Genomic DNA, 12,990 nt, shown 5'->3' with positions numbered 1-12,990 from the left:
AAATGGGGGCATGGCAACTACCTGAAGGCATAGATGAACTTACTAACAATCAAGCATTAGTTTTTGAATCTCTGCGCCGTCAGCTTTTGGATTTATACGCTGACAAAGGTTTTGGCTTAGTCATTCCACCTATGGTTGAACATGTCAACTCACTCTTGCTGAATAGTGATGCTGTTGATGAAAAAACCTTTAAATTATTAGACCCTATCAGTGGCAAGATGCTAGGTGTGCATGCCGATATTACTCCACAAATTGCACGTATTGATGCCAAACGTAGCAGTGATTTAGTTGAAAAATATTGCTATATTAATTCAATTCTAAAAACCAAAGCGGATGATTTTTATGCCTCACGCTCCCCCATTCAAGCTGGTGCTGAGTTGTATGGTTCAGGTGAAATTAGCGCTGATATTGAAGTGATTGAGCTAATGCTGGAAAGCTTAAAATTATTATCAATTAGCCCAATCGTGCTAAGCTTGGGCAATGTTGCAATTTTTGATGCACTGATAGCACAAGAAGACATTTCAATACAAACTATCATACAACTGCGAGCAATTCTCTCACATCGTTCAACCCCAGATTTGTCAGTATTTTTAAATAATAATGCGCTTAAAAATGCTGATTTATTTGCTCGTTTGATCAAACTAGAAGGGGAGTCAGATATTTTAAGCAAGGCATTGACAATATTTAGCCATCTTGATCAAGCCAAGGTAGCCATTGAGGATTTAATTACCATTGAGAAACAACTTAATACCAAAGGCATTAAAGCCATTTTTGACCTTAGTGAATTACAAGTTCATGAGTATCACACTGGCATTGTGTTTTCAGCTTATAACGAAAACTACTCCAAAGCATTGGTACAAGGGGGGCGTTATAATGGCATTGGCAAATCTTTTGGCAAATCAAGAGCGGCTACTGGTTTTTCATTTGATTTGAAATTTTTATCTCAACGTCATTTTTAGTAAATGATTTTTAGCAAATATTTTTTTTTAAAACATTAAATAGTTAGGAGCTAACATGTCAAAAAATGTAGTCATTATTGGCACCCAATGGGGTGATGAAGGCAAAGGAAAGGTGGTTGATTTAATCACAGATAAAGTAGCGAGTGTGGTGCGCTTTCAAGGTGGGCATAATGCAGGCCACACCTTGGTAATTAACGGTAAAACAACTGTATTGCACCTTATTCCTTCGGGTATTTTGCGCAACCATGTTGAGTGTTTAATTGGTCATGGCGTAGTATTGTCAATGTCTGCTTTGTTAAAAGAAATGACAGAGTTAGAAGCTGCCGATATTAATGTAACAAAACGCTTAAAAATTAGTTCAGGCTGTCCTTTGATTTTGCCATATCACATTGCCCTTGATAACGCTCGTGAAGTAAGGCGTGGCAAAGCTGCTATTGGCACTACAGGTAATGGTATTGGTCCTGCTTATGAAGACAAGGTTGCTCGTCGTGGCTTACGTGCAGGTGATTTATTAGACCCAAGCCTATTTGCTTTAAAACTTAAAGAAGTCATGGAATACCATAACTTTTCTTTGACTCATTACTATAATGCAGACTTTGTTGATTATCAAGCCACGTTAGATGAAGCCTTATCTCAAGCAAAGCAAATCAAACATATGATTGTTGATGTAACAGAGCAAATTCATCAACACATTGCTAATGATGAAAACATATTATTTGAAGGCGCACAAGGCGCATTATTAGACATTGACCAGGGCACTTACCCATTTGTCACCTCTTCAAACACAACCTCTGGTGGTGCAGTCACTGGCTCAGGTGTTGGTGTAACAGACATTGATTATGTATTGGGCATTGTTAAAGCCTATACAACACGTGTGGGTGGTGGTCCATTCCCAACTGAGTTGATTTATGATGTTGTTCTTGATAAGGGTGATGAAATTGGCAAAGTACTGGGTACGGTTGGCCATGAATTTGGCGCAACCACAGGTCGTCAACGTCGTTGTGGTTGGTTAGATATGGTAACGCTTAGACGTTCATTTAACTTAAATGCAGTAACAGGCATTTGCCTAACCAAACTTGACGTGATGGACACCTTGGAAACAATCAAAATTTGCACAGCTTATGAGGTTGATGGTGTTGAAACAACCACACCCCCATTTTCTGCCGAAGGTTACGCTAAAGCCAAGCCAATCTATATTGAAATGCCCGGTTGGAAAACCTCAACCATTGGCACCGATTCGTTTGAATCATTGCCCGTTAAGGCACAAAACTACATTCGAAAAATTGAACAATTAGCCAATCTTCCAGTAGATATTTTATCCACTGGTCCAGACCGCACACAAACCCTAATTTTAAAACATCCATTCGAGTAATTAAATGTCAGATCCCCATTATAAAAGAGAGTCAGAGAAATACGACAACCCAATTCCTTCAAGGGAGTATATCCTTAGTTTTTTTGAAAAAAAATCACACACATTACATGAGTTGTGCGATTTATTGGTCATTGGCCATCATCAAAAAAGACCCTTAACGCACCGCCTTAAGTCCATGGTTCGCGACCAACAGCTAAATTGTGATCAGCGTGGCGTGTATCACAAATTTAGTGCAAAAAGCGGGATGATGACTGGTACAGTGATTGCCAATCCAAGAGGCTTTGGTTTTATTGCACTAGGTGAAGGTGTTAAAGATTTAAGACTGTCATCAAAACAAATGCAATTGGTTTTTCATGGCGACCGAGTCAAAGCACGCTTGCTTAACCAGCGCGGTGACGCGCAAATTATTAAAGTTATCAAAAGTATTGAAACTGTAGTAGGGTGCCTACATCTTGAAAAAGAAGGGGCTTATGTTGTGGTTGACGACAAGCGTATTAAGCATAATATTAGCATTCCAAAGATTAATAAAGAACATCTTGATGAACAAATTGTGATTGTTAAAATCACCAAATACCCAACCCTAGAAAGTCAAGCGGTGGGTGAAATTGTCCAAATTTTAGGCAGTTACATGGATGAAGGCGTAGAAATAGATTCTGCCCTTTATCGCAATGGTATTCCAGTTGATTTTTCACCCGAAGCACTCGTGCAAACCGATAAATTACCAAGTATAGTAATCGATAGCGATAAAAAAGGTCGAATTGACATCACTAAAATGAAGTTAGTTACGATTGATGGTGAAGATTCTCGTGATTTTGACGATGCCGTTTACGCGCAAGCCACCAGCAAAGGCTGGAAATTGGTTGTTGCCATTGCTGATGTATCGCACTATGTGAAAGAAGGCTCAGACTTAGACAAAGATGCCGCAAATCGTGGCAATTCGGTATATTTTCCACGCCGTGTTGTGCCAATGCTGCCTGAGGCCTTATCGAACGGCTTATGTTCAATCAATCCTGATGTTGAACGCTTGTGTATGACTTGTGAGATGAATATTGATATTCATGGCAGTTTATTAGATTATAAGTTTTATCCTGCTGTTATGTTTTCACACGCACGATTGACCTACACCAAGGTGAGCCAAATTTTGGAACACCATGATGTCGACTTCACTCAGCAGTACGCATCAGTGATGGATAATTTAAATGCACTGTACGATTTATACAAAGCCCTTAAACACGCCAGAATTAAGCGCGGGGTGATGGATTTTAACTGCATTGAATCACAAATTTTATTTAACGATAATGGCAAAATTGACAACATTGTTGCCTGTTCTCGCAACGATGTCCACAAGTTGATTGAAGAGTGCATGTTAATGGCCAATCAAGCCAGTGCTAAATTTTTAAACCATCATAATGAGGATTTTTTATACCGAATTCATCCCAAACCTACGGCAGAAAAAGTAGAAGTTACTCGCCAGTTTTTAACCGCCATTGGCTTAACGCTTGAAGGTGGTGCGCAACCAAACTCTAAAGACTTTGCCAAAGTGCTTGAAAGTGCCAAAGGCAGAGACGATGAAAACATCATTAAAACCGTTGTTCTACGCACCATGAAACAAGCCGTTTACACCCCTGCCAACGAAGGCCACTTTGGTTTGGCATTTGAAGACTATACCCATTTCACCTCACCCATCAGACGCTATCCTGATCTTTTGGTACATCGCGCCATTAAACGCGTTTTAGACAAAAAGATCAGAAAACCCAGCAAAAAAATGCTTGAAATTGGCGCACACCTATCCATGACCGAGCGCCGAGCAGACGACGCCTCACGCGATGTTGAACAATGGCTAAAATGCGAGTACATGCGTGATAAAGTAGGAGATACCTTTAACGGTGTTATTTCTGGCATTGCTAGTTTTGGTATCTTTATCGAGCTCACCGACGTATTTGTCGAAGGCATGATTGCCATACGTGACATGAAAGAAGACTATTATATTTTTGACGACCTCCATCATCAACTCAAAGGCGAACACACTGGCAAAGTTTATCAACTAGGCGACACCATCAAAATTCAAGTCGCTTCTGTTAATCTTGACGATAGGCAAATGGTGTTTGTGCCAGCTAAATAAGGTGCTATAAAAAGAACCACTTATAGATCTTACTATTACTAGGTTTGATAATTTATCAGATGCAAATAGAATCTTTTACATAAACATCAAATCGGCAAAGTTTGTCATTTTATAGCACCTTATTTATATAAAGGATTCTCATTAAGATTTAACTAAGTAATTGAGTAGTTAATCAGTAACCGCACCTTCAGAAGCAGATTTAGCTAACTTGGCAAACTTAGCCAATACACCTTTGGTGTAGTTTGGCTTAGGTTGTGTCCAATTAGATAAACGTTTATCAATCATAGTTTGCTCAATTAATAATTCTAAAATGTTGTTTTCTGCATCAATTAAGATTTCATCTCCATCTTCAACCACAGCTAGTACACCGCCTTTAAAGGCTTCAGGGGTGATGTGACCAACTACAAAACCATGTGTACCGCCAGAGAAGCGACCATCGGTAATAAGGGCAACTTTGCCGCCTAAGCCTTTGCCCATAATTGCAGAAGTGGGGGCGAGCATTTCGCGCATACCAGGACCACCGACAGGGCCTTCATAGCGAATGACGATAACGTCACCTGCTATTATTTGGTCATTTAGGATGGCTTCAAGCGCATCCTCTTCGCGAAGAAAACATTTTGCGCTACCTTTGAAGCTTAAGCCTTCTTTGCCAGTAATTTTTGCCACAGCGCCATCAGTTGCAAGATTACCACGTAGAATCCTAAGGTGTGAATCTTTTTTTATTGGGTTATCTAATGTTCTAACGATTTCTTGGGAATCAGCGTATGACTTAACGTTTTCTAAATTTTCAGCTAGAGTTTTACCTGTTACTGTTAGGCAGTCTCCGTGCAATAATCCTGCATCAAGTAGCGTCTTCATTAGTGGTAATGTACCGCCAATTTCAACCAATTCACTCATCATATATTTGCCTGATGGTTTAAGGTCAGCAATAACAGGCACTTTTTTGCCAATGCGAGTAAAGTCATCAATTTTAAGATTAACCTCAGCAGCACTTGCCATGGCAATTAAATGCAAAACAGCATTGGTTGAGCCGCCCAGTGCAATAATCACGGTAATGGCATTCTCAAATGCTTTCATAGTCATGATATCACGAGGTTTAATGTCTTTATTTAATAAATTAAGAACGGCTTGTCCAGCTTGAACGCAGTCGTTATTTTTATCATCTGAAATAGCATTTTGCGCGCTAGAATTTGGCAAACTCATACCTAATGCCTCAATTGCTGATGCCATAGTGTTAGCCGTGTACATACCGCCACAAGAGCCAGAACCAGGAATGGCTGTTTTTTCAATATTTTCCAGTTCAATTGCATTAATTGCATGATTGGCAAATTGGCCAACTGCTTCAAAAACACTCACTACATCTGTATGATTTTTACCTGGCTGAATGGTACCACCATAAACAAAAATACTAGGACGGTTAAGGCGTGCTAAGCCGATAATACAACCAGGCATGTTTTTATCACAACCACCAATAGCAACCACACCGTCAAAACCTTGACAGCCAACAACAGTTTCAATTGAATCAGCAATGACTTCACGTGAGACTAAAGAATACTTCATGCCTTCAGAACCCATAGAAATGCCGTCTGAAATAGTGATGGTGTTAAAAATAACGGCTTTGCCACCTGTGGTATTGACTCCTTTTGATGCTTCATCAGCCAATTTATTAATGTGCATATTGCACGGCGTTACCATTGACCAAGTGCTTGCTATGCCTACTTGAGGTTTGTTAAAATCCTCTTTTGTAAAACCAACCGGGTAAAGCATAGCGCGACTTGGTGCGCGCTCAAACCCATCAACAACTTGTGAGGAATATTTTCTTGGATTGCACATAATATTTTCTTCGTATGATAAAAAGATTAAATTTTAGACTAAAATAGGCGTTTCATTAAACATTTGAGCCGTTAGCTTGATTAAAGCTGAACAAATTCTAACCCTAGTCAAGCCTTTTGTTGAGGAGGGCAAAATATTGCCCAGAAGCAAGGCGCAAATCAATGAAAATCTTGGGGATTTTGTTTGTTTGATGGGCGACAATCAATTACTTGCTTGTGCAGGTCTTAAAGACTGTAAAGAGGGTGGTATAGGGGAGATTTATTCATTGGCAGTATCTAAAAAAGCGCAAAAAATAGGACTTTCATTAAAACTACTTGATAAGATTATGAAAAAAGCAAAAGCTGAAAAATTTTCCAAGGTTTTTGCATTGACCAAACACGACGGCACAGATTGGTTTATTAAAAATGGCTTTACCCAAATGAAAATTACTAATTTGCCAAAAAAACGTCAAGCCTTATTTAATCAAGACCGCAACTCATCAATTTTTTTTAAAGATGTTAGTTAAAGACAGAATTCGTAGCTATTTGCCAGTAATCATTGACATACTTGAACCTTTCAAAGGTAGTGTGTTAGAGCGCCTAGTGCGCTAAAGTTCAATGGTATTGATGTTGATAATCCATTTAGAATAGCAATTAAGGAGGTTAACATCACAACGATTCATAAGGAAACAAGGTTTCCTTATAGCAACAAAATATCTAATGTTTAATGTTGAAGAATTGATTAAACACCACTCTTTCTTCTTGTGCTTCATTAATATTGATTAATTCAAATCTAAGATGGTCATTAGGTTGTTTTTGTGCAAGTTTGGCTAAGTCTAGTGAGAATACGGTACCAATTTTCGGGTAGCCACCAATGGTTGGTGCATCTTTTAATAAAATAATGGGCAAGCCATTTGTGGTAATTTCTACACTGCCGTAACTCATGCCTTCAGAAATCATTTTAGTTTGTTTTAAATCAATAGGTGCGCCTTGCAAGCGACAGCCTGTTCTATCACTGTCATTGGTAATTTGATAAGTTTGATTAAAAAATAAATCACGTTGACTAACGCTAAATTCATTAAATTGATAACTGGGTAATAAACGCAAAGTAATGTCTTTGTTGTAATTTGGGATGTATTGAATAGGTATCAAACGTTCTCTTGTATCGAAAGATTCAGTATAATCCAATGTTTTGCCTTGGCTTATTTTTGTGCTAATGTGCTCACGTAAATTAACCGATTTTGAGCCAAACAACACTTTAGCATCAAATCCATTTTTAACGGCTAAATAAGTACGTATGCCACTCTTTGGGCTATTCCAACTAAGTGTATCACCTTTATGTATTTGTATACTGTGCCATATTGCTGCTGATTTGTGGTTAATTTTAAAATCTAAATCTGCACCAGTAACAACAATTAACACATCAAGTTGCGCTTCAAGTTCAACTGCGCCAAAGGTAATTTCTAACACTGCGTCATCAAATGCATTATTCAATAGATAATTTGCCCAACTGTAAGCGTGTTCATCCATCACGCCACAACGGCTCATGCCATGTTTGGCATGGTCAAAACGACCATAATCTTGTATGGTTGCTAAAAATCCTGATTTAATTACTTTAAAACTCATAACTTACCACCGTGCTTAATATACTCATTCTTGTTGATTGGGTAAAATTTAACCCGATCACCTGTTTTAAATTTATCAATATTACTAGGATTGTTTAAAGATAAATCAATAGGTGTACGGCCAATAATATTCCACCCACCAGAAGAGTCAGTAGGGTAGATGGCAGTTTGGCTCTGCGCAACACCAACATACCCTGCAGGAATTTTAATTCTTGGTGTAGCTAGCCTTGGTGCGCGAATACGACTATCCACCTCGCCTAAAAAAGCAAATACTGGACTAAACCCAATAGCATAAACCAAGTATTCAACGGATGAATGAATGTCAATAAAAGCGTTCAAATCAAGTTGCTTCTCAGTCAATAATCTTTCAAGATCAAGTCCAGTTTCAAAACCATAATACACAGGAATGGACAGTAAGGTAGATGCTACGTGATTAGATTTATATTCAAAGGCATTTAGGCATTGTTCCACTTGCTTTGCAAATGATTGATAGGTGGTTAAATTTAAATTATAACTGACCAATAGGGAAGTATAGGAAGGGGTTAAATCAATGATAAGATTAGGGAATTTAGCAATGAGTTGCTCAGAAAAACTTGCAATATTTTTAGGTAAGTTAGGGTCGATTTTATGACCAAAATAAATCAATAAGGAGTGCTCACCTGCTAGAATAATTTTATGCATTTTTTAGTATTTTTAAAGCCTTTACGGAGGCTATATTATCACTATGAAAGCAAATTGTGTCTATTTTGAAAGATTTTTTATTTAAAAAATCTTGATATTGTTTAACAATGGCATATGCATTATCCAAAACAGCTCCTTTCTCGCCTCTAGGAATGATATGTGTACTATGATAACCACGATCAGCAAACACCTCATGCAATAATTGAATTTTTTTGTTTGTTTCAATGTGCTTAAAATGAGCTTCGTTACCCGCTTGCACGACAAGGTTTATGTTCTGATTAATTGCCTTAATAACATCACACACAATATTTAGCACAAATTGCTTGTGTATGATATCATGGTATAGTGCACCATGTAGTTTGATATAGCTAAGTTGTACGCTATTCTCAGTGCATAATTGTTGAAAGTGTAAAACTTGATTGTAAATCAAATCAAACAACTCATTTTTATTTAAATCATGACTCAAACGACCAAAATTTTCCTTGTCAAAATAACTGGGGTGTACACCAATTGCAGTGTTATTTTGCGCAGCAAGTTGAATAGTTTGAACCATGCTTTTATCATCACCTGCATGCCCGCCACAGGCAATATTTGCCATATCAATAAGTGGCATAATATGTGTATCAGGATTGGGTGTTAAGCACTCGCCTAAATCACAATTAATTAATTTTTTATTTGTCAAGTATTGCATTATAATCCTTGATATTTTATATTTATTATAAGGATTTATAATGAGTCAAATTAAGAAAATGTTTGAATTGCAACAGCAATTAAATGACAACACCAACGGTCCTGAGTGGCGTAGTGGCATAACCAAAGATGGACGTTATATTTCTTGGTTGCGTTGTATTTATATGGAGGCCACTGAGGCGATTGATTCATTTAACTGGAAACACTGGAAAGATATTGAAGGGGCGCATGATTTGGATAACGTCAAAGTTGAGTTGGTGGATATTTGGCATTTTATTATGTCTGAGGCCATTCATTTTGGCGATACTCAATTTGCTCAGAGCTATGAAAATACAGAGTCAGAAAGGCAGGCAAATCCAGAACTTGTGATAGAGATTTTAGAAAAACTGGTGGCTGTAGCAAGTGGTGCTAATGTAGATAAATCTCAAAATGCTTTATATGAAATTACGGGACTTTTTTTTAAGGCGCTAGCAACTATGAGTATGGACGTGCCAGAGCTTTACAAACGCTATCTTGTTAAAAATCAACTCAATACCTTTAGACGAAAGTATGGCTATAAAGAAGGCACTTATATTAAGAATTGGGGTGCGGTGGAGGATAACGTTATTGCCTTTCGTATTATGGAAGAACATCCTGATTTAACGTCAGAACAATTGTATAAAGAATTAGAAAAAGAATACGAACTAATTAGCTAGGGTCAATATTCCTTGTTTGATAAGTGCTAGGGTTGCTGTACAATCCAAATTAAACCAAAATTGCTAGAGCAAGTACATTATGCCAATAATAGCACTATTTAATTGAGAATTATGTTTTGATTTTTTTATTTAATAAGGGTATGTTTTGAATATGAACTCGTACAATTAAAGGTTGTAAAATTTCGCCTAAAGTGTTGAGCACTATTCTAGCATCATCATTAGGTAATGATATAATTAGTATAACAAATTTCTTTATGCTAATTGTAGATGATTCTTTTACCTTCGGACGCATTGCTGCCATTGGTAATATTTATGCAATGGGTGGCACGCCTATTTATGGCAATTGCTGTTTTTGGCTGGCCACAAGAGAAACTCCCTGTAGAGGTAAAGGACGATAAGTTATTGATAGCGGTAGAAGTGTGTCATGCTGTTGGTATGGGTTCTAGCAGGTGGGCATAGCATTGACTTTCCTAAGCCTATTTCTGGTTTGTGCGTCATAGAGCGAGTAAAGACCGAGTATTTAAAAGAAAATTCAACTGCTAGGGATAGGTGATAAAATTTATTTAACCAAGCCTTTGGATATCGACATTTTAACCACAGCTCAAAAACAGAAAAAAATTACACCGGAAGATGAAAATCAAGCAATTAAGACCATGTGTCAGTTAAATGATATTGGTGCTGATTTTGCAAAAATTGATGGCGTAAACGTAATGACTGATGTGAGTGGTTTTGATTTAGGCAGTCATTTATCTGAGATATACATAGGGCTCCAATATGGTAGAAAAAATTGATTATAGCAAAGTGCTTTATTCTGCTTAATATTAAAGACTATAGAGTATCTAGCCAGGGGGGCTTTGTTCGCCGAGAGGCCCCCGCGCAGTGTAACTTTGAAAGTTATGGGTATCATTTAAGCCAAATGAATGACGAGGCGCAATCAATTATTTGCAATCCACAAACCAGTGGTGGCTTGCTGGTTATGATTTCTAGTAGTGCGCAAGTATAATTTGACAAGGTTGCTCAAATAGAAGACTTTAGCCAACTTTTTATTAAGACACTATTATTGGATAAAATTAAGGCAAAAATTGATTTAAAAGGCTTGGCCAATCATCGAGGTTCAGTTTTTGACAATACCACAACAAGCCAATCTAGCTAAATTAATTTTGAAAATGAACTGGCCGATTGAGTGAGTTGCTTAAATATAGGTACAGTACATATTCCAACTTGTATTAAAGATAAAATCGCTCAAGCTGATTGAGTTTTACTCAAAGTTAGTATACAAGAGCGTATCATCGTTAGTATGGATGCGTATGTGATTAATATGCATCAAGATTTTATTTACCAAGATGTGATTAATAATTTTGCTAGGTTGGCTGGGTAGTTTGCAAAAGATTCAAAGAAGATTAGATTTGGCGCGTTATAAAGTAATGCAAAAAATGATTACCAATGCACTTAGCCAACATTTATTATGATCCAATGTATAGCTCTACCAAATTAAGAAAAAGAACAAAAGAATTGTATTTAAAGGCAAATACTAGCGAAGTCTTGGAATATTGGAATATTTAAACACTTGTTTAATCTCTTGGGCCAATTTTAATATCCCTAACGGGCGTCGCTCTACAAGCTAAAATTTCCCCTTGTGATAAAGGCATTAGAGAATCCTGATGGATGACATCACCAGATAAAAGCTGTAATATGCAACTGCCACAATGCCCTTGACGACAAGAGTGGTTAATAAGCACATTATGCTGTTCAAGTTCGGTAAGAATGGAGCGGTCTCCATGGACATATAATAACTCAGTTTTGCCATTAATGTTATCGACCTCTATTCTGAACATTTAGTTAACTACAATTTAAAGCCGTTAAAATCAGAGTCTTCTTCATCCAAAGTATTATCAATAGCACTGATCAAATAAGAGGTAATTTCAGTTTCTTGTGGTGCAACTTGCACATTATCGGAATCTAGCCAGTGGTTAATCCAAGGTAGTGGATTGATGCATTCATCAAATATGGGGTTTAGGTTTAAAGCTTTCATACGTACGTTGGTGATGTATTCTAAATATTGTTTTAAAATCTGTGCATTTAAGCCAATCATAGAACCATCACGAAACAAGTATTCTGCCCAGTTTTTTTCTTGCTCACAAGCCTCTCTAAACATGGTAATTACTTCATTTTGACACTCTTTGGCAATTTTTTGTATATCAGGGTCGTCTTTGCCATCGCTCATCAAATTAAGCATATGTTGAGTGCCTGTTAAATGGAGCGCTTCATCGCGAGCAATCATTTTGATAATCTTGGCATTGCCCTCCATAACCTTGCGTTCAGCAAAAGCAAATGAACAAGCAAAACTAACGTAGAATCGCACTGCCTCAAGAATATTGACCGACATAATCGTAAGATAAAGTTGCTTTTTTAAACAGTACAAGTCAATTGACACTTCTTTTTCTTGGACCTTAATCTTGCCTGTGCCATGTAGCAAATAGGCCTGAGTGCATTTAATTAGCTCGTCATAATGTTTGGAGACACTTTCAGCACGTTGAATAATTTCATCTGTTTTCATGATATCGTCAAATATCACATCTGGTTCATTAACGATAGCGCGAATAATATGCGTATAAGAACGTGAATGAATGGTTTCAGAGAATGACCAAGTTTCAATCCAATTTTCCAACTCTGGCAGTGACACAATTGGCAAAAAAGCAATATTAGGAGCGCGCCCTTGCACTGAATCTAACAAAATTTGGTATTGTAGATTGGAGATAAAAATATGCTTTTCATTAGGTAGTAATTTAGCAAAATCTATTTTATCTTTAGAAACATCAATCTCTTCTGGACGCCAAAAGAATGAAAGTTGTTTTTCGGTGAGTTTCTCAAATATCTTAAATCTTTGCTTATCAAAACGTGCAACATTCACGCTGTCGCCAAAAAACATAGGCTGGATTAGTGTATCACTAATTTTTTTGTTAAAAATACTGTACGACATAATATAACTCCTTTATTTGATTCCCAAGCAAAGCTTTTAATCTTTTATTCAAGAT

General features: G+C 37.3%; 15 protein-coding genes. 9 read left to right on the top strand and 6 right to left on the bottom strand.

Annotated elements, in window-relative coordinates:
* The first annotated feature begins 2 nt into the window (after positions 1 to 2).
* Genes HUE58_RS02425 through rnr form a run of 3 tightly spaced genes read left to right on the top strand, consistent with a single transcriptional unit; the run spans position 3 to position 4,453 of the window.
* The gene (locus HUE58_RS02425) at positions 3 to 959 is read left to right on the top strand and encodes an ATP phosphoribosyltransferase regulatory subunit (protein ID WP_174605477.1); all 957 of its coding nucleotides are present in this window, start codon (positions 3 to 5) and stop codon (positions 957 to 959) included.
* A gap of 55 nt (positions 960 to 1,014) precedes the next feature.
* Positions 1,015 to 2,331 (top strand): adenylosuccinate synthase, encoded by a 1,317-nt coding sequence (locus HUE58_RS02420; protein ID WP_174605476.1) that lies wholly within the window; start codon positions 1,015 to 1,017, stop codon positions 2,329 to 2,331.
* A gap of 4 nt (positions 2,332 to 2,335) precedes the next feature.
* Positions 2,336 to 4,453, top strand: coding sequence for a ribonuclease R (rnr, locus tag HUE58_RS02415; RefSeq protein ID WP_174605475.1), 2,118 nt, complete (start codon positions 2,336 to 2,338; stop codon positions 4,451 to 4,453).
* A 168-nt stretch (positions 4,454 to 4,621) separates the two neighbouring features.
* Here the strand turns inward: rnr and ilvD are convergent, their stop codons facing one another.
* Complete coding sequence (ilvD, locus tag HUE58_RS02410) at positions 4,622 to 6,286, bottom strand: dihydroxy-acid dehydratase (protein WP_174605474.1); 1,665 nt, start codon at positions 6,284 to 6,286, stop codon at positions 4,622 to 4,624.
* A gap of 76 nt (positions 6,287 to 6,362) precedes the next feature.
* Between ilvD and HUE58_RS02405 the strand changes: the two genes are divergently transcribed.
* Positions 6,363 to 6,791 (top strand): GNAT family N-acetyltransferase, encoded by a 429-nt coding sequence (locus tag HUE58_RS02405; RefSeq protein ID WP_174605473.1) that lies wholly within the window; start codon positions 6,363 to 6,365, stop codon positions 6,789 to 6,791.
* Positions 6,792 to 6,981: 190 nt separating this feature from the next.
* Here HUE58_RS02405 and HUE58_RS02395 read toward each other — a convergent pair whose 3' ends face one another.
* The 3 genes from HUE58_RS02395 to HUE58_RS02385 are packed head-to-tail and all read right to left on the bottom strand — an operon-like array spanning position 6,982 to position 9,261.
* Complete coding sequence (locus HUE58_RS02395) at positions 6,982 to 7,890, bottom strand: 5-oxoprolinase subunit C family protein (protein ID WP_174605472.1); 909 nt, start codon at positions 7,888 to 7,890, stop codon at positions 6,982 to 6,984.
* Entirely contained in the window at positions 7,887 to 8,570 is a 684-nt protein-coding gene (locus HUE58_RS02390; RefSeq protein ID WP_174605471.1) for a 5-oxoprolinase subunit B family protein, read from the bottom strand. The genes HUE58_RS02395 and HUE58_RS02390 overlap by 4 nt, the downstream gene beginning before the upstream one ends.
* Positions 8,563 to 9,261 (bottom strand): LamB/YcsF family protein, encoded by a 699-nt coding sequence (locus HUE58_RS02385; RefSeq protein ID WP_174605470.1) that lies wholly within the window; start codon positions 9,259 to 9,261, stop codon positions 8,563 to 8,565. The genes HUE58_RS02390 and HUE58_RS02385 overlap by 8 nt, the downstream gene beginning before the upstream one ends.
* A gap of 40 nt (positions 9,262 to 9,301) precedes the next feature.
* Between HUE58_RS02385 and HUE58_RS02380 the strand changes: the two genes are divergently transcribed.
* From HUE58_RS02380 to HUE58_RS07455, 5 genes are all read left to right on the top strand, one after another.
* On the top strand, positions 9,302 to 9,955 hold the full coding sequence (locus tag HUE58_RS02380; RefSeq protein WP_174605469.1) for a dUTP diphosphatase: 654 nt from the start codon (positions 9,302 to 9,304) through the stop codon (positions 9,953 to 9,955).
* 312 nt (positions 9,956 to 10,267) lie between these two features.
* Positions 10,268 to 10,414 (top strand): hypothetical protein, encoded by a 147-nt coding sequence (locus HUE58_RS06810; RefSeq protein WP_246260841.1) that lies wholly within the window; start codon positions 10,268 to 10,270, stop codon positions 10,412 to 10,414.
* Positions 10,415 to 10,530: 116 nt separating this feature from the next.
* Entirely contained in the window at positions 10,531 to 10,746 is a 216-nt protein-coding gene (locus HUE58_RS06805) for an AIR synthase-related protein (RefSeq protein ID WP_246260840.1), read from the top strand.
* Positions 10,743 to 10,958 carry a hypothetical protein gene (locus HUE58_RS02370; protein ID WP_174605468.1) on the top strand — a complete coding sequence of 72 codons (216 nt, stop codon included), beginning with the start codon at positions 10,743 to 10,745 and terminating at the stop codon, positions 10,956 to 10,958. Before HUE58_RS06805 ends, HUE58_RS02370 begins: the two co-directional genes overlap by 4 nt.
* 57 nt (positions 10,959 to 11,015) lie before the next feature.
* The gene (locus HUE58_RS07455; RefSeq protein ID WP_479722973.1) at positions 11,016 to 11,108 is read left to right on the top strand and encodes a hypothetical protein; all 93 of its coding nucleotides are present in this window, start codon (positions 11,016 to 11,018) and stop codon (positions 11,106 to 11,108) included.
* Positions 11,109 to 11,526: 418 nt separating this feature from the next.
* Here the strand turns inward: HUE58_RS07455 and HUE58_RS02365 are convergent, their stop codons facing one another.
* Both HUE58_RS02365 and nrdB read right to left on the bottom strand, forming a co-directional pair.
* The gene (locus tag HUE58_RS02365; RefSeq protein WP_174605467.1) at positions 11,527 to 11,790 is read right to left on the bottom strand and encodes a 2Fe-2S iron-sulfur cluster-binding protein; all 264 of its coding nucleotides are present in this window, start codon (positions 11,788 to 11,790) and stop codon (positions 11,527 to 11,529) included.
* A gap of 8 nt (positions 11,791 to 11,798) precedes the next feature.
* Positions 11,799 to 12,935: a class Ia ribonucleoside-diphosphate reductase subunit beta gene (gene nrdB / locus HUE58_RS02360; protein WP_174605466.1), complete on the bottom strand. Its 1,137-nt coding sequence runs from the start codon at positions 12,933 to 12,935 to the stop codon at positions 11,799 to 11,801.
* Between the last annotated feature and the right edge of the window lie 55 nt (positions 12,936 to 12,990).

Origin of the sequence: Candidatus Ruthia endofausta (genome assembly GCF_013342985.1) — a bacterium.
Lineage (GTDB): Bacteria > Pseudomonadota > Gammaproteobacteria > PS1 > Pseudothioglobaceae > Ruthia > Ruthia endofausta.
Note: the sequence above shows the minus strand (reverse complement) of the source record. Positions and strands in the feature narration are given on the sequence as shown.

Bases quoted from the DNA above. Each gene is read 5' to 3' on its own strand.
- HUE58_RS02425 (WP_174605477.1), top strand. From the start codon at position 3: ATGGGGGCATGGCAACTACCTGAAGGCATAGATGAACTTACTAACAAT.
- HUE58_RS02420 (WP_174605476.1), top strand. From the start codon at position 1,015: ATGTCAAAAAATGTAGTCATTATTGGCACCCAATGGGGTGATGAAGGC.
- rnr (WP_174605475.1), top strand. From the start codon at position 2,336: ATGTCAGATCCCCATTATAAAAGAGAGTCAGAGAAATACGACAACCCA.
- ilvD (WP_174605474.1), bottom strand. From the start codon at position 6,286: ATGTGCAATCCAAGAAAATATTCCTCACAAGTTGTTGATGGGTTTGAG.
- HUE58_RS02395 (WP_174605472.1), bottom strand. From the start codon at position 7,890: ATGAGTTTTAAAGTAATTAAATCAGGATTTTTAGCAACCATACAAGAT.
- HUE58_RS02390 (WP_174605471.1), bottom strand. From the start codon at position 8,570: ATGCATAAAATTATTCTAGCAGGTGAGCACTCCTTATTGATTTATTTT.
- HUE58_RS02385 (WP_174605470.1), bottom strand. From the start codon at position 9,261: ATGCAATACTTGACAAATAAAAAATTAATTAATTGTGATTTAGGCGAG.
- HUE58_RS02380 (WP_174605469.1), top strand. From the start codon at position 9,302: ATGAGTCAAATTAAGAAAATGTTTGAATTGCAACAGCAATTAAATGAC.
- HUE58_RS06810 (WP_246260841.1), top strand. From the start codon at position 10,268: ATGCAATGGGTGGCACGCCTATTTATGGCAATTGCTGTTTTTGGCTGG.
- HUE58_RS02365 (WP_174605467.1), bottom strand. From the start codon at position 11,790: ATGTTCAGAATAGAGGTCGATAACATTAATGGCAAAACTGAGTTATTA.
- nrdB (WP_174605466.1), bottom strand. From the start codon at position 12,935: ATGTCGTACAGTATTTTTAACAAAAAAATTAGTGATACACTAATCCAG.